11 protein-coding genes and 3 CRISPR repeat arrays are annotated in these 21,429 nt (G+C 45.4%); of the genes, 10 read left to right on the forward strand and 1 reads right to left on the reverse strand.

Annotated elements, in window-relative coordinates; genetic code table 11:
- Positions 1–492: 492 nt before the first annotated feature.
- Positions 493–648: a hypothetical protein gene (locus tag DESRU_RS20760; protein ID WP_013841444.1), complete on the reverse strand. Its 156-nt coding sequence runs from the start codon at positions 646–648 to the stop codon at positions 493–495.
- A gap of 866 nt (positions 649–1,514) precedes the next feature.
- Positions 1,515–3,339: a CRISPR direct-repeat array (repeat unit 32 nt; unit sequence GTCGCTCTCTAGGTGAGAGCGTGGATTGAAAT).
- 134 nt (positions 3,340–3,473) lie between these two features.
- Here DESRU_RS20760 and DESRU_RS07145 point away from each other — a divergent pair.
- The 10 genes from DESRU_RS07145 (at position 3,474) to DESRU_RS07195 (ending at position 21,279) form a co-directional block, all read left to right on the forward strand.
- Positions 3,474–4,579 (forward strand): IS3 family transposase gene (locus tag DESRU_RS07145; protein ID WP_143758753.1). Its coding sequence is split into 2 segments (ribosomal slippage): positions 3,474–3,723 and positions 3,723–4,579, totalling 1,107 coding nucleotides; the frame shifts between segments, so codons are not numbered across the junction.
- 87 nt (positions 4,580–4,666) lie between these two features.
- A CRISPR array of direct repeats spans positions 4,667–6,827; the repeat unit is 32 nt; unit sequence GTCGCTCTCTAGGTGAGAGCGTGGATTGAAAT.
- Between the two features lie 33 nt (positions 6,828–6,860).
- Positions 6,861–9,302, forward strand: a complete 2,442-nt coding sequence (locus tag DESRU_RS07150) for a CRISPR-associated helicase/endonuclease Cas3 (RefSeq protein WP_013841446.1) — start codon at positions 6,861–6,863, stop codon at positions 9,300–9,302.
- An 18-nt stretch (positions 9,303–9,320) separates the two neighbouring features.
- Entirely contained in the window at positions 9,321–10,064 is a 744-nt protein-coding gene (gene cas5c / locus DESRU_RS07155) for a type I-C CRISPR-associated protein Cas5c (protein ID WP_013841447.1), read from the forward strand.
- Positions 10,061–12,190, forward strand: coding sequence for a type I-C CRISPR-associated protein Cas8c/Csd1 (cas8c, locus tag DESRU_RS07160; RefSeq protein ID WP_013841448.1), 2,130 nt, complete (start codon positions 10,061–10,063; stop codon positions 12,188–12,190). The genes cas5c and cas8c overlap by 4 nt, the downstream gene beginning before the upstream one ends.
- Before the next feature lie 2 nt (positions 12,191–12,192).
- The gene (cas7c, locus tag DESRU_RS07165) at positions 12,193–13,047 is read left to right on the forward strand and encodes a type I-C CRISPR-associated protein Cas7/Csd2 (protein ID WP_013841449.1); all 855 of its coding nucleotides are present in this window, start codon (positions 12,193–12,195) and stop codon (positions 13,045–13,047) included.
- Positions 13,048–13,066: 19 nt separating this feature from the next.
- The gene (cas4, locus tag DESRU_RS07170) at positions 13,067–13,738 is read left to right on the forward strand and encodes a CRISPR-associated protein Cas4 (protein WP_013841450.1); all 672 of its coding nucleotides are present in this window, start codon (positions 13,067–13,069) and stop codon (positions 13,736–13,738) included.
- Positions 13,735–14,766, forward strand: coding sequence for a type I-C CRISPR-associated endonuclease Cas1c (gene cas1c, locus DESRU_RS07175; RefSeq protein WP_013841451.1), 1,032 nt, complete (start codon positions 13,735–13,737; stop codon positions 14,764–14,766). Before cas4 ends, cas1c begins: the two co-directional genes overlap by 4 nt.
- A gap of 10 nt (positions 14,767–14,776) precedes the next feature.
- Positions 14,777–15,067 (forward strand): CRISPR-associated endonuclease Cas2, encoded by a 291-nt coding sequence (gene cas2, locus DESRU_RS07180; RefSeq protein ID WP_041275338.1) that lies wholly within the window; start codon positions 14,777–14,779, stop codon positions 15,065–15,067.
- A gap of 168 nt (positions 15,068–15,235) precedes the next feature.
- Positions 15,236–19,134: direct repeats of the CRISPR family, unit length 32 nt; unit sequence GTCGCTCTCTGTACGAGAGCGTGGATTTAAAC.
- Positions 19,135–19,473: 339 nt separating this feature from the next.
- The gene (locus DESRU_RS07185; protein WP_013841453.1) at positions 19,474–19,821 is read left to right on the forward strand and encodes a hypothetical protein; all 348 of its coding nucleotides are present in this window, start codon (positions 19,474–19,476) and stop codon (positions 19,819–19,821) included.
- Between the two features lie 352 nt (positions 19,822–20,173).
- Positions 20,174–21,279, forward strand: a protein-coding gene (locus DESRU_RS07195) for an IS3 family transposase (protein ID WP_143758753.1) whose coding sequence is annotated in 2 segments (ribosomal slippage) — positions 20,174–20,423 and positions 20,423–21,279 — 1,107 coding nt in all. Because the reading frame shifts where the segments join, the coding sequence is not laid out codon by codon here.
- Positions 21,280–21,429: the final 150 nt, after the last annotated feature.

Genomic DNA, 21,429 nt, shown 5'->3' on the forward strand with positions numbered 1-21,429 from the left:
AGTATTGCTTGTAAAGTAGGTGAAGTTATATGTGAAGGAGTTGGAATAAAATTATGGAAACAATCAATCCTTATCGTGAACTTGTTTCAAGTGTTTCTCCTATAGAATTTAAGAAATATTGCTTGGAAATTTTAAAAGCTTATGCTGAGTCGGAGGCATTATCAGATTTTTTTATAATTCAAGTGTCAAGGGGACGGTTCTCTTGACACACATATTAACGGAGATTTGTTTAGCCAATTGAGTGTATGTGCTTGCTGGAGTAATATTCTCATAATTTAGCAGCCAAGATATACCTCTGTATTATAGAGGTGAAAATCAGTAAATCTTAGTTAATTCAAAGTGCAGAGTTTTTCTTTTTCTGAAAATTAAATTGCTTGTTAGTGTTTATAAATATTATAAAAAATGATGTGGATTTAAATTACGTTAGTTAGTTTGGCAACCCGCATATTTTGCTCGCTCACTAGGTGGGAGCGTGGATTTAAATTCCGACTTTTAATAGCGTCTTAATGCCTGGATATCCAGTGCTTGATCGACAATAAGCCGCATAAGTTTAGCGTTTTCAACTTTTAGATTTTTAATCTCAGATTTTTTATTATACTTAATTTCTTTAAGAATGATTATGAGCTTTTGGGAAAAGTATTTTTTCATTTCAACAGCTCCTTATCTCCTGAAATTATTTTTGTTTTATAATATTCAGGGCACTAGGAGGATATCACAAAAAAACATATATAAACCTAATATTATTTTTTTGACAACAAAAACTTATGTAAAGCAAAAAAATATTTAAATATACTGGATATGTTGGTAAAATAAGGATGTCAGACCCTATAAGTCTGTGGATTGAAAAATATATGTTTTTTTGTGTAAAAAGAATGTCTTCCAAATAAATTTGGTTAGGCATTCTTTTTATAGTTATCAAGCAAAAAACGACAAAAAATAACACAAAATATGGTAAAGGGTAAGCTATAATAGATAAGGGCGGCACACAAAAACAGGCAGGAGGAAAAGCATATGAGATTCAAAGCGTTTCATTGCCCATATCCGCAAAGAGGATAAGAGCGAACAGGAATGTATCAAGGGGACGGTTCTTTTGACTCCCATACATAGAAAGGTGTAAAAGGATGAATTCTTCTCCATTAGGAAATGACTATTTTTTTGCCCAAAGGGATAATTTGGAAGTCGTTTCAAGGGACAAGAGTGAAGGGCAGGTACCTCGTCCCTTGTTCGGTTACTTGATATACCTTTATTGAGGTGATGAATTTACCAAGAGATGCAAGAACTAGAAGTAAAAGCAGAATTATCATATAATGCTTCAAGAAATAAATAGATTTATCTCTCCCATCTGGTGCGAATGTGTAGTAAACATGAAAATGCCGGGGGTTTCGCACCGCGGAATGAGAAGAAAATTGTTGAAATATGGAAGATATCGTAGATATGGATTCGGTTATTATGTAGAGAAGTTTAAAAAGTAAACAAAAATGGATCTGTCAGATGGTTTTTGTTTACTTTTTGCTGTCGCTCTCTAGGTGAGAGCGTGGATTGAAATCCATAAACTGTACGGCTGACGGATAATCCTAAGCCAGTCGCTCTCTAGGTGAGAGCGTGGATTGAAATAATCAATCAAAGCGAGTTTCTGAGGAGAAAAATAAGTCGCTCTCTAGGTGAGAGCGTGGATTGAAATATCTACTCCCTTGGCAGCTAATTCGGCAATGTTCTGTCGCTCTCTAGGTGAGAGCGTGGATTGAAATGGTTCCCATCCCAGGGCCGTGTATACGTCCCTAAAGTCGCTCTCTAGGTGAGAGCGTGGATTGAAATCAAAAATCTACTGGCTGCCTCAACCGCCAAAGCTGTCGCTCTCTAGGTGAGAGCGTGGATTGAAATATTTTATGAGGCCGTGATTGAGCCTATTGCTATCCAAGTCGCTCTCTAGGTGAGAGCGTGGATTGAAATGCAGGATGACCAGTGCAGCGAAAAGGCCATGCTTGGTCGCTCTCTAGGTGAGAGCGTGGATTGAAATACTGAGTGAAAAAGTCGATAAAATTTCCCTTTCGTCGCTCTCTAGGTGAGAGCGTGGATTGAAATATTTACAACCAAGTACTTAATGCCTATCTGGTTAGTCGCTCTCTAGGTGAGAGCGTGGATTGAAATATAATAGGTATATTTTACCCTAATTAATCTGGAAAGTCGCTCTCTAGGTGAGAGCGTGGATTGAAATATTCTTCAGGTAATCATCCATTTTCCGTTTCAACGTCGCTCTCTAGGTGAGAGCGTGGATTGAAATCTGAAGCCATTTGGATATACTGCAAAAGGATACCGTCGCTCTCTAGGTGAGAGCGTGGATTGAAATCTCCTCGTACCAGCGCGTCCAAAGCGAACTTTGGGTCGCTCTCTAGGTGAGAGCGTGGATTGAAATCTTAAGGCTGAGGCGGGTCATTGACTGGCCTCCGTCGCTCTCTAGGTGAGAGCGTGGATTGAAATTCCCTGGCTGCATCCACCAAACCGGCCGCAGCATCCGTCGCTCTCTAGGTGAGAGCGTGGATTGAAATATCAAATTATCACCAATAGAGGTTCTGGCTATAGTCGCTCTCTAGGTGAGAGCGTGGATTGAAATTCCGGTTGGAAACAGAAGCCACTAGGCAGACGACGTCGCTCTCTAGGTGAGAGCGTGGATTGAAATACTGGCCATTGCCGCAAGCTCCGGCTCAGTTAGCGTCGCTCTCTAGGTGAGAGCGTGGATTGAAATATCCGGACGCGGATTGCTTCAATTGCCACAATAAGTCGCTCTCTAGGTGAGAGCGTGGATTGAAATAATTACCCTCACCCCCTTGCTCAAGTTTCTTTTGGTCGCTCTCTAGGTGAGAGCGTGGATTGAAATTACAGCCCCATTATGCCACCGCTAATCGGTGCACGTCGCTCTCTAGGTGAGAGCGTGGATTGAAATGTCAGTTTCATTATTATTTGACTCGTTAGTATCTGTCGCTCTCTAGGTGAGAGCGTGGATTGAAATATAGCTCTCAACTGTTGTTTTGTCAAGTGCAACTGTCGCTCTCTAGGTGAGAGCGTGGATTGAAATATCTAAGGCATAAAGCCTTCGCCGGGTTATATCAGTCGCTCTCTAGGTGAGAGCGTGGATTGAAATCCATCCATAATGGGTTACACCATAATAAGCGTCAGTCGCTCTCTAGGTGAGAGCGTGGATTGAAATTCCAGTGCCTTAAATTTATTGGAAAAAGTTTTAGTCGCTCTCTAGGTGAGAGCGTGGATTGAAATTGAAAAACAGGTCAAAACCCTTGAAAAACTTGGAATGTCGCTCTCTAGGTGAGAGCGTGGATTGAAATTGAAAAACAGGTCAAAACCCTTGAAAAACTTGGAATGTCGCTCTCTAGGTGAGAGCGTGTGACCTGCTCCCCGAAAACTGGTCCAAAGGAAATGTTAGTCCTGATGTAGTATAACTAAGTCAGGAGGGGACAGTTATGAGAAAACGTTTCACCGAAGAGCAGATCATTGGAATACTTAACTCCCATGAGAATGGGATGCCGGTAGCTGACATTCTTCGGCAACATGGCATTAGCGAACAAACCTTTTATCGCTGGAAATCTAAATACGGCGGAATGGAAGCAAGTGATGCGAAGAAACTTAAGCAGTTGGAAGAGGAAAACCGCAGACTTAAGCTACTCGTAGGTGAACTAACCCTCGACAACCAGGCTCTAAAGTGGGTTATTGAAAAAAACAAGTAAAGCCTGCTCGCAAGCGAAAGCTTGTTAAAGAACTCCAAGATACTTTTGGTATGAGTGAACGCAGAGCGTGCAGGCTTGTTGGTATCGGACGCTCCAGTCATAGATATGTTCCTTCTACTTCAGAAGAGAACGAGGCATTGAAAACGAGAATATCTGAACTTGCCTTTAAGTGGCGTCGCTTTGGATATAGACGAATCCATGCCTTACTTCAGCGTGAAGGACAGAAAGTTAACCACAAGAAAGTATATAGGCTATACCGGCTTGCTGGACTCGCTGTCCGTCGCCGCAAAAGAAAACGTGTTCTCTCTGGAAGGGGCCGCCCCCCCACAGTTACGCCTCAACCGAATGTAAGGTGGTCTATGGATTTTGTTAGTGACTCAACAGCAACTGGGCAGCGATTTAGAGTTTTTGTAGTGATTGATGAAGCAACTCGAGAGTGTCTGGCCAGCGAAGTGGATACTTCAATAACAGGACGGCGTGTGACAAGAGTACTAGATAGAATTGCTATTTACAGAGGTTATCCCAAAGAAATCCTCTCTGATAACGGACCTGAATTTGCAGGACTGACCTTGAATCAATGGGCTTATGAACATAGGGTTATCCAACTGTTTATAGACCCCGGTAAACCAATGCAAAATAGCCATGTAGAAAGCTTTAATGGAAAACTCCGAGATGAATGCCTTAATGAACACTGGTTCAGAGGCGTAAGTGAGGCTCGTCGAATTATTGAAGAGTGGCGTCATGAATACAATACAGTTCGTCCACATAGCGGACTGAGCAACAAAACACCAGTAGAATATGCTACAGATCTGGCTAAAAAAACCTGTGAACAAATTTCGTGACTAACATCCCCTGTGGTACAAAACCTGGGGGCAGGTCACGTGGATTGAAATTTCTCGTAACATGCGTAATCTTTGTCCAAATTTTTGGTCGCTCTCTAGGTGAGAGCGTGGATTGAAATCCATGCCAATTGCATGGCCCTGGACTGTGTTTTGTCGCTCTCTAGGTGAGAGCGTGGATTGAAATCCATTGGTCTGCGCCGGAGGATCGCAATTACGTGGGTCGCTCTCTAGGTGAGAGCGTGGATTGAAATTGTTATGGAAATGACGGATCCAGATGGAAGGACACGTCGCTCTCTAGGTGAGAGCGTGGATTGAAATACGACGAGCTGGATCGCAGCGACCTGGCGTGCGTAGTCGCTCTCTAGGTGAGAGCGTGGATTGAAATCGTTGCGTGAAGTCTTTCATGGAGATCTCTGAGGAGTCGCTCTCTAGGTGAGAGCGTGGATTGAAATAGACATGATATTTCCTCCTTTAAATTTTTTATCGTCGCTCTCTAGGTGAGAGCGTGGATTGAAATTTTTTTGATTTGAATATGGGGTATCACCCCAACCCGTCGCTCTCTAGGTGAGAGCGTGGATTGAAATTTGGACCTGTTTTTCTAGCTCTACTCTCTTTTGCGTCGCTCTCTAGGTGAGAGCGTGGATTGAAATTCCCTATGTTGAATATGAAACGAAGTCTCTTTCCGTCGCTCTCTAGGTGAGAGCGTGGATTGAAATCCTCTTTGTTATACTTGTATAAAAGGGGGGATTAGTCGCTCTCTAGGTGAGAGCGTGGATTGAAATTCCCTATGTTGAATATGAAACGAAGTCTCTTTCCGTCGCTCTCTAGGTGAGAGCGTGGATTGAAATCCTCTTTGTTATACTTGTATAAAAGGGGGGATTAGTCGCTCTCTAGGTGAGAGCGTGGATTGAAATTCCCTATGTTGAATATGAAACGAAGTCTCTTTCCGTCGCTCTCTAGGTGAGAGCGTGGATTGAAATCTGGTACTAATCCCGGTGAAGGTTCTGGCTCTCTGTCGCTCTCTAGGTGAGAGCGTGGATTGAAATTGGAAGGTAAATATTGGGACGCCACCTTAGACGGTCGCTCTCTAGGTGAGAGCGTGGATTGAAATCTACCTGGCAGGGCGGCGGCACCGTAAAATGCACGTCGCTCTCTAGGTGAGAGCGTGGATTGAAATTGGTTCAGGTTTGCAAAAAAAGCCTCCAGATGCGGTCGCTCTCTAGGTGAGAGCGTGGATTGAAATGCTGCTGCGGGTCATTTTGTGCCTGCATGGCATCGTCGCTCTCTAGGTGAGAGCGTGGATTGAAATAAATTTTCACCCCCTTTGTTTCGTGAGGAAATATCTGTCGCTCTCTAGGTGAGAGCGTGGATTGAAATTTAGAACGGGGAGGAGATATTGATACCATTTTAGGTCGCTCTCTAGGTGAGAGCGTGGATTGAAATCGAAACAAAAATATGCTGCTGCCGGTATGGCTGCGTCGCTCTCTAGGTGAGAGCGTGGATTGAAATTTTTACTGGTACTCCTGTTCAGTCTGTTCCTTATGTGTCGCTCTCTAGGTGAGAGCGTGGATTGAAATTGTCTTTGCGGCTTCCAGTTGGTTAACTCGCTCAGTCGCTCTCTAGGTGAGAGCGTGGATTGAAATCAGCGTAGCATCCAGTATTCAAGAGAAAGTATCTGTCGCTCTCTAGGTGAGAGCGTGGATTGAAATACCTAACATATATCGTTACATCTATCCTCATGTGTCGCTCTCTAGGTGAGAGCGTGGATTGAAATCATTTTTGCGTTTACGTATTTCGAGATCGTACCAGGGTCGCTCTCTAGGTGAGAGCGTGGATTGAAATTTATTTGCTTATTTTATCAACCTTTATGATTATATTGTCGCTCTCTAGGTGAGAGCGTGGATTGAAATTGCCATGGACGCAGAACGGTATAACCAGAAAGATACGTCGCTCTCTAGGTGAGAGCGTGGATTGAAATCTGCAACAACACCGCTACCGGAATGATACCCTGCCTGGTCGCTCTCTAGGTGAGAGCGTGGATTGAAATGTAAATGCTGGAGATGATCCCACTTATCAACCTCACGTCGCTCTCTAGGTGAGAGCGTGGATTGAAATATATAAAGAGGTCACGAGTGGGCTTCTAGGTAGTGTCGCTCTCTAGGTGAGAGCGTGGATTGAAATCTAACATTGTTGGAGTAGATATTGGTTGTGGAATGGTCGCTCTCTAGGTGAGAGCGTGGATTGAAATATAATAGATACATACAGGCGGGGGGAAAGGCACGTGGATTCAGAGCGTTTCATTGCCCATATCCGCAAAGCGGATAAGAGCGAACAGTATGTGGATGAACATAATGACCAGGTGGCAGAGCTGGCTTCTGCTATAGCCGAGTCATACGGTTTGGCTAAGATTGCCAAATTGGCGGGACGACATCACGACGACGGCAAAAACACGCCGGAGTTTACCGCATATATCCGGGCGGCAGTTGAGGGAAAGCGGGTTGTCCGCGGTTCAGTCATCCATTCTACCCATGGTGCTATACTGGTCAATGAATTGGCTTCTTTAAAGCGGAATTCCCGGTTAACGGCGGAAATCGTTCGGACGGCGATTATGAGCCATCACGGGCTGAGGGATTGCCTTTCTCTGGATGGTGATGTTGTGTTTGTAGAGGCGGCGGAAAATATTGCTGATTCCTATGAAAGTGTGAAAGAAACGGTATACCAGCGTTACGGCAGAGATTTTATCAATCAGGAGTTTATCGATGCCGGCCTTGACACGCACGTTATTACCAAGAACATTCAAGAATTACAGAAAAAGAGTAAGTTATTAGGTTCGCCCTATTTTTATTTGGCCATGTTCACCCGTTTGATCACCTCCATTGTTATTGATGCCGACCGGACAGATACGGCTTGTTTTGAAGATAAGAGGGCTCTGCCGCAGCGCAGAGCATTGGATGAGCGTAAAGAAATGTGGAAAAAGTACTTGGTCCACTATGAAAGCCAACTAGAGAAGTTGCAAGAAGGGAAAAAGACATCCAGCCTGGATCCTTACCGGGGGGAAATATCGAGGGCTTGTGCGGAATTTGACGGCGGTGAGGCAGGAATCTTCCGCTTAGTGGTGCCCTGCGGAGCCGGAAAAACCTTGGCTGCTCTTCGCTATGCTTTACATACTGCTCGGCGTTACGGGAAAGAGCGCATTTTCTATATTGCTCCCTTCAACTCCATTTTGGAGCAAAATGCCACAGAAATTGCCAAGTTCATCGGGGATCCTGATGCTGTACTCGAACATCATTCCAATATTATTTTTAGTGCTGAAGAGAATAAAGATAAAAGTGAAGATGAGAAGAGGTATCAACTGCTGACGGAAAACTGGGCCCAGTCTCCGGTGGTGGCTACCACCGCTGTTCAGTTCCTGAATACCTTGTTCGCGGGCCAAACTTCCTGCATACGACGGATGCAGGCTCTGGGAAATTCGGTAATTATTCTGGATGAAATTCAGGCGCTGCCGATAAAAGTTTTAAAACTGTTTAATGGAGCCATGAATTTTTTAGCGTCCTTTTGTAAGTCCTCTGTAGTCCTTTGCTCCGCGACCCAGCCCCTTTTAGACAGAGTAGACCATTACCGGATCTTACCGCCTAGGAGCATCATAGAAAATGAAGAAAAATACAACGAAGCTTTCCGGCGGGTGCAAATTGTGAACTGCATGAAGGAGCAGGGCTATTCCCGGGAAGAAGCGGCGGACTTCATTGTTAGTCAACTGGAAAGCACCAGGTCTGTGCTGGCCATTGTAAACACAAAACGAAGTGCTCGTGAGATTTTTAAGCATATACAGGATAAGCTTGGCAATGAAACGCCATATCGGATTTTTCACCTGTCCACTAACATGTGCCCCGCCCATCGCAGCAGGGTCTTGAAACACCTGCGTGAGCGGCTTAAGGATACGGATTTGGGCGAAAAAATCATTTGCATCAGCACTTCGTTAATTGAAGCAGGTGTGGATGTTTCCTTTGAACGGGTCGTCCGCTCCTTGACCGGACTGGATAGCATTGTCCAGGCGGCGGGACGCTGTAACCGCAACTATGAAACCTCCTGCGGCATCGTTTCAATTATCAATCTCCGGGATGAACGGACAAGCGGTCAGGGTTATCTCAAGGAAGCTCAGAAGGCCACACAGGAATTGCTATACAGCATAAAAATATCTCCCGAAGGTTATCCGGAAGGGGCTTTGTCCAAGGATGCAATGGAGGAGTATTATGCAAGGTATTTCCAACCTTTGCTTGAGGAAATGGCCTATCGCCTGAAGTTCGATCCGGAGCACACCCTGCTCGATTTGCTTACAAGCAACCCTTCCGGCCAAAGGGGATTTGAAGAAAAATACCCTCAGGAGCGACCTCCTGAGCTAAAACAGGCCTTTAAGGAAGCAGGTGGGGCATTTTCTGTGATTGATGATGACGGAAAAGTAGATGTATTTATTGAATATGACGAGGAAGCGAGGAAAAGGCTGCAAAAGCTGAGGGAGGCAACTACCCTTCAGGAAAAGCGTACAGCTTTGCGGCAGCTACAGCCCTACACCGTGCAGTTAAGAGACAATGACTGGATTAAAACGCAGCGGACAGCCCTTGCTCCAGAGGATGGGGGTATCCTGGTGCTTCCCCCCGGTTACTATGATGGGGAGTATGGGGTGGATGAAACCCTGAATATTGAGATGGAGACGCTGATTATTTAAATTTAGGAGGTGATGGTTATGGAAATCAAGCGGAATACCGTGGAATTTCTGGTCAGGGGCGACAGGGCCTTGTTTTCCGATCCGGTCACACGGGTGGGAGGGGAAAAAACAAGTTATTATGTGCCCACTTACGAAGCTTTAAAGGGAATACTGGCCTCCGTCTACTGGAAGCCTACCCTTGTTTGGATCATTGATGCAGTCCGGGTGATGAACATGATCCAAACAGCGTCGGAGGGTATCCGAACTAAAAATTACAATGGCGGAAATGATCTGTCCATCTATACCTATCTGAAGGACGTCCGCTATCAGGTTCGAGCCCATTTCGTCTGGAACGAGAACCGGCCTGAACTGGCTGCCGACCGCAATGAGCACAAACACCACAATATTGCCCGGCGCATGATTGAGCGGGGCGGACGACGAGATATTTTTCTGGGAGCGAGGGAATGCCAGGGGACGGTGGAACCCTGTGTGTTCGGAGAGTGCCCCGGGACCTATGATCAGGTGGAGGAACTTCAACTGGGTTATATGTTTCACGGTTTTACCTATGCAGATGAGGCGGTGCGAGATGGAGAAAAAGGGCATATGAGTGTGCGCTTCCATCATGTTCTTATGAAAAGGGGTGTGATTGAATTTCCCGGCCCGGAAGAGATTTCGGACAAGGACAGACGTATCCTCCACAAAATGTCGGTCAAGCCGTTCGGAGAGACCATCGGCAATTTTTCAGGTCTGGCTGAATTTGCTGCAGAGGAGGTAACGGAATGAACTGGGTATCGTCCCTTTGCGCCTTGTATGATGCCAACGCAGAGCGGGCCGGTCAGGCAGAGAGGTGGAAGAAAAAGAACTTAGTGCTGTTTCCTGTGGGGTACGACACGATGGAGGCACAAATTGAAATCCATATTGACCAGGAGGGAAACTATCTCGGTGCGCACCTCCTGGAAAAGGATGAAGCAGAGACACTGGTCCCGTATCCAGAGGGCAGAACCAGTGGACTCAAGGCTTTGCCACTATTTGATTCTTTATCCTATGTTGCCGGCGATCTGCTGGAAGTACTAACCTTTTATTTTCCCGATGCGAAAAATGAAAAAGAGAAACAGAGTAAGATAGCAAGACTCAAGGGGGCGTTTCCCCTTTACTTGGCAGGTCTTAAAACATGGTGCGATTCGCCCTTTTCCCATCCGAAGGTGCAGGCCATTTATCGCTATGTTACCAAACAAACCGTTGCGCAGGATTTAATCCGCAGTCAGGTCCTGCCGATGGATGAAAATGGAATTGTTTCCGATAAAGTGAAAGTCCAAAATACTTCTCTGGACAAGGCTTTTGTTCGTTTTCGCGTATTTATGCATGATAAGCGTCTTCCAGAGGATATTCTTGATAATCGGGATAATGCCCATGACAGTGCCGTATGGCTGGATAGATCGGTGCAGCGCAGCTTTATCAATTATTATTTATCCACCTTTCAGGCAAAGGATCTTTGTTACATGACAGGGGAGTATACGCCCATTGCCAAAACAAATCCTCTAAAAATCCGTGGGAAATGGGATACCAAGGCTAAATTGATTTCTGCCAATGACGACACAAACTTTACCTACCGGGGACGGTTCCATACGAAAGAAAAAGAGACCGGCTATAATGAGGCTTTGTCGATTGGGTATGTTGCTTCGCAGAAAGCGCATAATGCTCTAAAATGGATTATCCGCCGGCAAGGATTTAGCCGAGATGGGGTGTGCATTGTGGCATGGGAAAATGCCTTGCGGGATTTGCCCGATTTCTATGCCAGTGCGGCCGATATTTTGTCCCAGGTGCCGGAAAATGCGGCAGATGGGGTTGAGGTTGAATTAGAGGAAGAGGTACTGTTTGAGGAGGATGAAGCCGAGATTCCGGAAACTAATTATGTCAGTGCGAAAAAATTTAATGCGGCATTGGATGGTTATAAGGCAAAATTGAGCGGCATTTCCAGGATGGTCGTTTTAGCCCTTGACAGCGCAACCCCTGGAAGATTGGCCATCACTTACTACAAAGAGCTGGCGTCTTCCCGTTATCTTCAAAATATCCGCCAGTGGCATGATAGTTGTTGTTGGAAACATGAGTATATCCAGGATAAGCAACGAAAGGTCTATGAAGGGATGGCTTCTATCCGGGAGATTGCTTTGGCTATCTACGGTACTGAACAGGGGGAGGACAATAATCCTCAGCTTAAGCTGTCCAAAAACAGCGATAATAAGTCCCCCATGCTCGTAGCCGCCTTTGAGCGATTGCGCCCGTGCATCATTGACGGTGCGGCAATCCCCCGGGACATGGTGCGGGCGGCGGTCCTGAAAGCCTCCAATCCTTTAGCTTATAAAGCTAAGTTTAATTATCATAAAGTTCTGCATATTGCTTGTTCCATGGTAAAGCGTCTCTATTGGGAGAAGCAGCAGCGCAATGAAAGAGAAGGAGTGATTTTAGGGATGGAGCTGGATAAAACGAACCGGGACAGGAGTTATCTTTACGGGCGCATGCTGGCTGTGGCGGAACGGGTGGAGAGATCTACCTATGAGAAAGGGGAAACGCGCATTACCAATGCGGAACGATATATGCAGGCGTTTTCCCGCAGCCCTTTCCGTACATGGAAGATTATCTGGAATAATCTGCAGCCCTATATGAAGCAATTAAAACCTTCTGCGAGAGAATATTACAAGAATCTGCTGGGTGAGATCACCGAGTTATTTGCATATGAGGATCGCATATCCAACGAACTCCTTGACGGAAAATATCTGATTGGCTATGACTGCCAAAGAATGGATTTGAGGCGTTGGCCGAAAGAACAGATTTCTTCGCATGAAGGGACAAATGTTTCACAAAAGAGAACAAACGAGTGTCATCAAGATGATCAAGAAGGAGAGGAATAAAGATGAGTACTCTGCAAAATAAGATTGACTTCGCAGCAATTGTTTCAGTCACACGGGCCAATATTAATGGAGATCCCCTCAACGGAAACCGCCCCCGGGAAGATTATGAAGGGCATGGGATATTTTCCGATGTGGCCATCAAGCGCAAACTCCGCAACCGGCTGCAGGATCTTGGTGAATGCATCTTCGTCCAGTCGGATGACCGTTCGAACGACGGATATAAGAGTCTGAAAGACCGGGCGGATGGTTATGGGGAATTTAAAACCGAAATGAGTAAAGGGAAGAAAGCGGATAGAGATAAGTGCATGCAAATCGCTTGCCGTAAATGGTTCGACGTCCGCGCCTTCGGACAGGTTTTTGCTTTTAAAGGGGATGAGGTTTCCGTTGGTGTGCGCGGTCCGGTGTCGGTGCAGCAAGCGGTGAGTGTTTCCCCCATTGATATTGTGGATATGCAAATCACTAAAAGCGTGAACAGTGAGGCGGGAAAGAGTGGTAAATCATCGGACACCATGGGAATGAAACATTATGTTAATTTCGGGTTGTATGTGATCCGGGGCAGCATCAATTGCCAATTAGCTGAGAAGACAGGTTTTACGGCTGGGGATGCGCAAAAGCTTAAAGAAGCGCTGTGTACGTTGTTTGAGAATGACGCTTCCTCGGCGCGGCCGGAGGGTTCCTGTGAGGTCTGCAGGGTTTACTGGTGGGAGCATGCTGACAAAACACCGAAAGAAACATCGGCGGTAATTCAGCGGGCTTTGCGTATCTCATCCAAAAAAGACATTCCCCAGTCCTTTGATGATTATGAGATTAAGCTGGACCAAACAGAATGCGTGCCTGAAATTATTAATTTGGTTTAGATGGACTGAGGTATCAACGATGGAATATCAAGAAGAGGATTTTTTACTCTTGTCCGGCATCCAGCACTACGTGTTTTGCAAACGCCAATGGGCTTTGATCCATATTGAGCAGCAGTGGCAGGAAAACTTACGCACCATCGAAGGCGGAATTTTGCACGAGAAAACCCATGACTCTACTATAAAGGAAAAGCGGGGAGCTCTGATCATTTCCCGGGGTATGGGGGTTTTTTCCCGCACATTGGGGATTACCGGGGCTTGTGATGTGGTGGAATTTCATAAGTCCCGAGATGGAGTCACCTTATACGGTAGGGAGGGAACTTATCAGCCGGTTCCTGTAGAATATAAACGGGGTAAACCCAAGCAGGGAAATGCGGATGTGCTGCAATTATGTGCTCAGGCTATGTGTTTGGAAGAAATGCTCCTGTGCACTATACCTGAAGGGTTTTTATATTATGGGGAACCCAAACGTAGAATGAAAGTCACCTTGGATGAGGAGATCCGGGAGGAAGTCAAAAGGATTTGTCAGGAGATGCATGGGCTCTATGACAAGAGATATACTCCCAAGGTCAGAACCACAAAAGCCTGCAAAGCCTGTTCCCTTAGCGAGCTTTGTCTGCCTAAGTTATGTAAAAATCCATCGGCCTTGGGTTACATGAAGAAAAATATTTCAGAGATTGAGGCTGATCAATGAGAAAATTATTGAATACCCTCTATATAACTTCCCCCAATACCTATTTGTCCCTTGATGGAGAAAATATTGTGGTTTTGAAAGATGATGTGGAGGCCCTGAGAGTTCCTCTGCATAATCTGGAGGGCATTATCGCCTTTGGCTATACAGGGGCAAGCCCGGCCTTGATGGGTGCCTGTGCCAAACGCAATATTGCTTTGAGTTTTATGAAATCCAGCGGGAAATTCCTGGGCAGAGTGGTGGGGGAAGTCAGAGGTAACGTCACTTTAAGAAAAGCACAGTACAGACTTTCGGATGATACGGAGGAAAGCCACAAAATCGCCAAGAGTTTCATTCTGGGGAAAATATATAACGCCCGTTGGATAGTGGAGCGGGCAACCCGGGATCATGCAGCTAGGCTGGATACGGATAAATTAAAAGGAGTCTGCCAAACCCTAGCCAACGCTCTAAAACTGGTTGAGAACAGTAAGGATTTGGGGCAGCTTCGCGGTGTTGAGGGGGAAGCTGCGGCCCAATATTTTAGAGTGTTAGATGATTTGATCCTCCAGCAAAAAGAGGACTTTTATTTCAACTCCAGAAATAAGCGGCCTCCCCTGGATAATGTCAATGCCATGCTGTCTTTTGTCTATACCTTATTGGCCCATGATGCGGCCGCGGCCTTGGAAACGGTGGGATTGGACCCTTATGTGGGATTTTTGCACCGGGATAGACCGGGAAGGATTTCCTTAGCTCTGGATCTGATGGAAGAGCTGCGTGCCGTGTATGCAGACCGGTTTGTCATTTCACTAATCAATAGGCGGGAAGTCAATCCTGGTGGGTTTACCCGGATGGAAAACGGAGCAGTTATTATGGATGATGACACAAGAAGAGATATCCTAAAGGCGTGGCAAAGCAGGAAACAGGAGGAGATAAGGCACCCCTTTCTTCAGGAAAAAATGGAATGGGGGCTTGTGCCCTATGCTCAGGCTATGCTGCTGGCCAGGTTTATCCGTGGGGATTTGGACGGATATCCGGCGTTTATGTGGAAGTAGGTGAGATGAAATTTTAGTGCTGATCACGTATGATGTTAACACTCAAACGGCAGCGGGGAGAAAACGGCTGCGTCAGGTTGCCAAGCAATGTGTGAATTATGGGCAACGCGTTCAGAATTCGGTCTTCGAATGCGTGCTGGATGCGGCAAAATTTCGGGAGGTTCAGCATAAACTTGAGCAAATTATTGATAGGGAGACGGATAGTCTAAGGTTCTATATGCTGGGCAATAATTACAAGAACAAAGTTGAGCATATTGGTGCAAAAACTTCGTTTAATGTTGAGGATACCCTGATCATTTAGTGCGAACCCATAGCGCACATAAAATTCCTAGGAGGTTCGCACTGCAAAACGAGAGGATAATCGTCGAAATAAGATGGAAAATATCGAATTTGTGATATGAATTGAGGAAAATTTTAAAGAATTGAACAGAAATATAATCAAATAGATGATTTTTTGTTACTTTTTGCTGTCGCTCTCTGTACGAGAGCGTGGATTTAAACTGCTAGGGCACCATTAGCAAAACTCTCCAGGTTTACGTCGCTCTCTGTACGAGAGCGTGGATTTAAACCTTATTAAACCATGCGCAATCTATACGACAGTAAGTCGCTCTCTGTACGAGAGCGTGGATTTAAACTATCAGCCCCCAAAAGGGCCAGATACCGGGGATGGGTCGCTCTCTGTACGAGAGCGTGGATTTAAACTTCAATCCGCGCAGGAAGCCGGTATATCCATCTCCTGTCGCTCTCTGTACGAGAGCGTGGATTTAAACACTCTTTCCTCACAAACATCATCCCGAACGAATGGTCGCTCTCTGTACGAGAGCGTGGATTTAAACAGGCCAATCGTGTTTCAAATCCTTATAGGTAGGCTGTCGCTCTCTGTACGAGAGCGTGGATTTAAACTAGGAATGACACATAATTTACTGTTGCCTCTAGCCCGTCGCTCTCTGTACGAGAGCGTGGATTTAAACCCACTTGGCAGGGAGGCGGCACCGTAAAATGCACGTCGCTCTCTGTACGAGAGCGTGGATTTAAACAATGTCACCTCCGGATCATCAATATTCTGTGGCGGTCGCTCTCTGTACGAGAGCGTGGATTTAAACTTTATCATTGTCCAAATTTGGGCAAAAGTCATTGGTCGCTCTCTGTACGAGAGCGTGGATTTAAACCCATATTTTTACATTTTATTGACTTCAGAGAAAATTTGTCGCTCTCTGTACGAGAGCGTGGATTTAAACTGCTAGGGCACCATTAGCAAAACTCTCCAGGTTTACGTCGCTCTCTGTACGAGAGCGTGGATTTAAACTCCAGGCGTCAAGAACCCTATTAAAGTTTGCACCGTCGCTCTCTGTACGAGAGCGTGGATTTAAACGCCCCTGGATACGCTCCACGTATCGGCGGTACTATGTCGCTCTCTGTACGAGAGCGTGGATTTAAACCTGAACTACTACGGGCAGCATTGTTATATTGATCAGTCGCTCTCTGTACGAGAGCGTGGATTTAAACAATATCCATATGGTCACACTCTACCAACGAATAGGTCGCTCTCTGTACGAGAGCGTGGATTTAAACCGTGTCGAAATAAGAGCGATCATGAACAGGGCAAGTCGCTCTCTGTACGAGAGCGTGGATTTAAACAGAGAGAAAGGACCGTTATTGGCGAAACAGGCCGGTCGCTCTCTGTACGAGAGCGTGGATTTAAACATCCATAAACCGGGTCGACTTCGGGGTCTTGTTGGTCGCTCTCTGTACGAGAGCGTGGATTTAAACCCTGATACCGACTACACCAAACACGTTCCGAAAAGTCGCTCTCTGTACGAGAGCGTGGATTTAAACGCTTCGCCACCATGCCCTCCAACCCCTGGACCTTGAGTCGCTCTCTGTACGAGAGCGTGGATTTAAACTGAAGAACAGTCTACTATAGAAAAATTAAAAAGTGTCGCTCTCTGTACGAGAGCGTGGATTTAAACCAGGCAACTACTTGATGATGGGAAAGCGAAATACCGTCGCTCTCTGTACGAGAGCGTGGATTTAAACCATTGTTGTCATTTGCTTGTTTAGCTTTTTTATGTCGCTCTCTGTACGAGAGCGTGGATTTAAACCATGTTCTTTTTTTGCACATTACATCACATCATGGGTCGCTCTCTGTACGAGAGCGTGGATTTAAACCCTATCTGCTCAGGAGTATACGGCTTAACACCACGTCGCTCTCTGTACGAGAGCGTGGATTTAAACCGTTATCTTCAGGCCAAAAAGTTAATGTGATTAAGTCGCTCTCTGTACGAGAGCGTGGATTTAAACCCTATCTGCTCAGGAGTATACGGCTTAACACCACGTCGCTCTCTGTACGAGAGCGTGGATTTAAACCGTGATATCCTGCAGACGCTCCACCCGGACGGCTGGTCGCTCTCTGTACGAGAGCGTGGATTTAAACTTTGATCTCTTTTATCATTTCATGTTTGCCAGTAACGTCGCTCTCTGTACGAGAGCGTGGATTTAAACTTGATATATTAATACTTGAGACTAAAATTCAAAGTAGTCGCTCTCTGTACGAGAGCGTGGATTTAAACCTATATACCATATCCTGAGCGTGATTGGAACGAAAGTCGCTCTCTGTACGAGAGCGTGGATTTAAACCTCCTATTTATTCTGGAATTAGAATGTAGGTAAAAGTCGCTCTCTGTACGAGAGCGTGGATTTAAACTTGCACATATCAGAAGTAAATTTAGCGTGAGTCGAGTCGCTCTCTGTACGAGAGCGTGGATTTAAACCATACACCGAAATTACTCCTAAAGGCTCGTCCACCGTCGCTCTCTGTACGAGAGCGTGGATTTAAACACTGTATAGTTCAAGCGCTAAATTATCATCTTTGTCGCTCTCTGTACGAGAGCGTGGATTTAAACTTTCACTGTGGGATACTTTGTGTTCGCCCACACTGCGTCGCTCTCTGTACGAGAGCGTGGATTTAAACGTATTGAAAAGCTTTGGAGTTTATGTGCTATGGGTCGCTCTCTGTACGAGAGCGTGGATTTAAACCTGACGAACTCCTGGCCATGATTGAAAACATTCGTCGCTCTCTGTACGAGAGCGTGGATTTAAACTTGCATATACGCTTTTATATCAGTCCAAATTGTGTCGCTCTCTGTACGAGAGCGTGGATTTAAACTATTCAAACAGTAGATATAGAAAAATTAATTAAAAGTCGCTCTCTGTACGAGAACGTGGATTTAAACTGGATGAACCGCAAAGCTTTGCTGGTTAGGTATTCGTCGCTCTCTGTACGAGAGCGTGGATTTAAACATCTGATGGCCACCCCCACCATCTGTGTGATGACAGTCGCTCTCTGTACGAGAGCGTGGATTTAAACAGAGCAGATGCCGAACGGACGCCGCAATGGAAGGGGTCGCTCTCTGTACGAGAGCGTGGATTTAAACAGGTCCAAACCACAATCTCTTATCCTTGTATCACGTGTCGCTCTCTGTACGAGAGCGTGGATTTAAACAGGAAATGAGAAACCGGAAGCGTAAACTGGTAGACGTCGCTCTCTGTACGAGAGCGTGGATTTAAACCTAGAAGGCCGAGGTTTTAAGCACGTGGGAACTTGTCGCTCTCTGTACGAGAGCGTGGATTTAAACTTTCAAAGAAAGATAGAAAAGATCTAACTATATTAGTCGCTCTCTGTACGAGAGCGTGGATTTAAACCAGAGGAAAGCGCATGGAATTTCGTATTCCATAAAGTCGCTCTCTGTACGAGAGCGTGGATTTAAACTCAAACCCCATGCTCATCCTTGGTGACGCTGTACGTCGCTCTCTGTACGAGAGCGTGGATTTAAACCCCGGTTAATGCCTTGGAAGAAAAAACGTGGTGCAGTCGCTCTCTGTACGAGAGCGTGGATTTAAACCCCGGTTAATGCCTTGGAAGAAAAAACGTGGTGCAGTCGCTCTCTGTACGAGAGCGTGGATTTAAACCCGTTCCAGATGATGCGCCAGTTGAAATACCAAGAGTCGCTCTCTGTACGAGAGCGTGGATTTAAACTTTTTGTACCATTAATAGTTCTAGAAGATTATAAAGTCGCTCTCTGTACGAGAGCGTGGATTTAAACTGGAATTTCAATCCGTGTCCTACTCATACACAATGTCGCTCTCTGTACGAGAGCGTGGATTTAAACTTAGGGAAAAAGGTTTTGCAGCGGCAGAGGTCAATGTCGCTCTCTGTACGAGAGCGTGGATTTAAACTGTCCAGTTCGTGCCATACTCCTCGGGTTCCTAGGTCGCTCTCTGTACGAGAGCGTGGATTTAAACTTGAGGATAACCCATGACAGATGTTGCCATTTACGTCGCTCTCTGTACGAGAGCGTGGATTTAAACCGGTCAACAATCTGAATCGGCGCCCCCAGCCGGAGTTGTGGGGTCAGGCTTGACTCATTGATTTGTTTTGAAACTCACAATACAATGAACTAAGAAAACGATGTCATCAAGGTGATACAGGGGATTCAACAATGTATACACAATATTTTAATCAGAGATACAAACATATAGGGCATGTCCTTTTTCAACAGAGGCATAAGGCATTTTTATGTGACAAATGACAGTTACCTAACAGCACTTGCTGTTTATATCCATCAAAATCCCATACGTGCCAAGCTCCCGGAAGGAGCCGATTACCCGTGGAGTAGCCACAAGGACTATGTCGCCGGAGGTAGCCTGTTGGTAGATATTGATTTTATCCTAAACATTCTGCACCCAAACCGTAGTGAAGCCTACAGACGATATTTCGACCTGTGTAAAGAGATCCAGGTTCCACAACTACCGCCTGAAGTAAGTTTGCCTGATGAAGTCCACGTTGGAAGAGAGGGCAAGCAAAGGGAATCAAGCACAACGAACAAGTTAACTTGGGAAGAAATTATTATAAAGATTACGAGAAATAACGTAGAAAAAGAAAAACTTCTAAGTCGATGCCGGGAAAGAAGGATAGTAGCAGCTCGAAATAGGCTTATTTATGAAGCGATTAACCAGGAAGTGTTATCACGAAGAGAGCTGGCGAAGATACTATAAGTGGACCCAGCAAGAATAACCAGAGGCTTTTAGAAGGTGAAGGAATCAATAAAAATAAATCAAAAAGTCAAGCCTGACCCCTGTGACCTGTGACCCTGTGACCTGGGGTACATACTATATCATGATAAGTTTAACATCGAAGAAATCAATAAATTAATGCAAAAAGCCATAAACTGAAAAAGGTGAAATAGTTTAACAAGCATCTGCCGGGAGGTAGGTGCTTGTTTATTGCTCTGAAAACTAAATCGTAGCAAGGGGACGTTTCGTTTGACACTGTGACCTGCTCCCCGAAAACTGGTCCAAAGGAAATGTTAGTCCTGATGTAGTATAACTAAGTCAGGAGGGGACAGTTATGAGAAAACGTTTCACCGAAGAGCAGATCATTGGAATACTTAACTCCCATGAGAATGGGATGCCGGTAGCTGACATTCTTCGGCAACATGGCATTAGCGAACAAACCTTTTATCGCTGGAAATCTAAATACGGCGGAATGGAAGCAAGTGATGCGAAGAAACTTAAGCAGTTGGAAGAGGAAAACCGCAGACTTAAGCTACTCGTAGGTGAACTAACCCTCGACAACCAGGCTCTAAAGTGGGTTATTGAAAAAAACAAGTAAAGCCTGCTCGCAAGCGAAAGCTTGTTAAAGAACTCCAAGATACTTTTGGTATGAGTGAACGCAGAGCGTGCAGGCTTGTTGGTATCGGACGCTCCAGTCATAGATATGTTCCTTCTACTTCAGAAGAGAACGAGGCATTGAAAACGAGAATATCTGAACTTGCCTTTAAGTGGCGTCGCTTTGGATATAGACGAATCCATGCCTTACTTCAGCGTGAAGGACAGAAAGTTAACCACAAGAAAGTATATAGGCTATACCGGCTTGCTGGACTCGCTGTCCGTCGCCGCAAAAGAAAACGTGTTCTCTCTGGAAGGGGCCGCCCCCCCACAGTTACGCCTCAACCGAATGTAAGGTGGTCTATGGATTTTGTTAGTGACTCAACAGCAACTGGGCAGCGATTTAGAGTTTTTGTAGTGATTGATGAAGCAACTCGAGAGTGTCTGGCCAGCGAAGTGGATACTTCAATAACAGGACGGCGTGTGACAAGAGTACTAGATAGAATTGCTATTTACAGAGGTTATCCCAAAGAAATCCTCTCTGATAACGGACCTGAATTTGCAGGACTGACCTTGAATCAATGGGCTTATGAACATAGGGTTATCCAACTGTTTATAGACCCCGGTAAACCAATGCAAAATAGCCATGTAGAAAGCTTTAATGGAAAACTCCGAGATGAATGCCTTAATGAACACTGGTTCAGAGGCGTAAGTGAGGCTCGTCGAATTATTGAAGAGTGGCGTCATGAATACAATACAGTTCGTCCACATAGCGGACTGAGCAACAAAACACCAGTAGAATATGCTACAGATCTGGCTAAAAAAACCTGTGAACAAATTTCGTGACTAACATCCCCTGTGGTACAAAACCTGGGGGCAGGTCAACTGATGTAATAAGCAGGCTTGGTAAATTTCCAAACGGCCGGATTTTGGGATAGAGCACCTTAGAAGGCGGCGATACCTTGACAGTGCAAGGCACTCGAATTATAATAAGTA

This window comes from Desulforamulus ruminis DSM 2154 (assembly GCF_000215085.1).
Classification (GTDB): Bacteria; Bacillota; Desulfotomaculia; order Desulfotomaculales; family Desulfotomaculaceae; genus Desulfotomaculum; species Desulfotomaculum ruminis.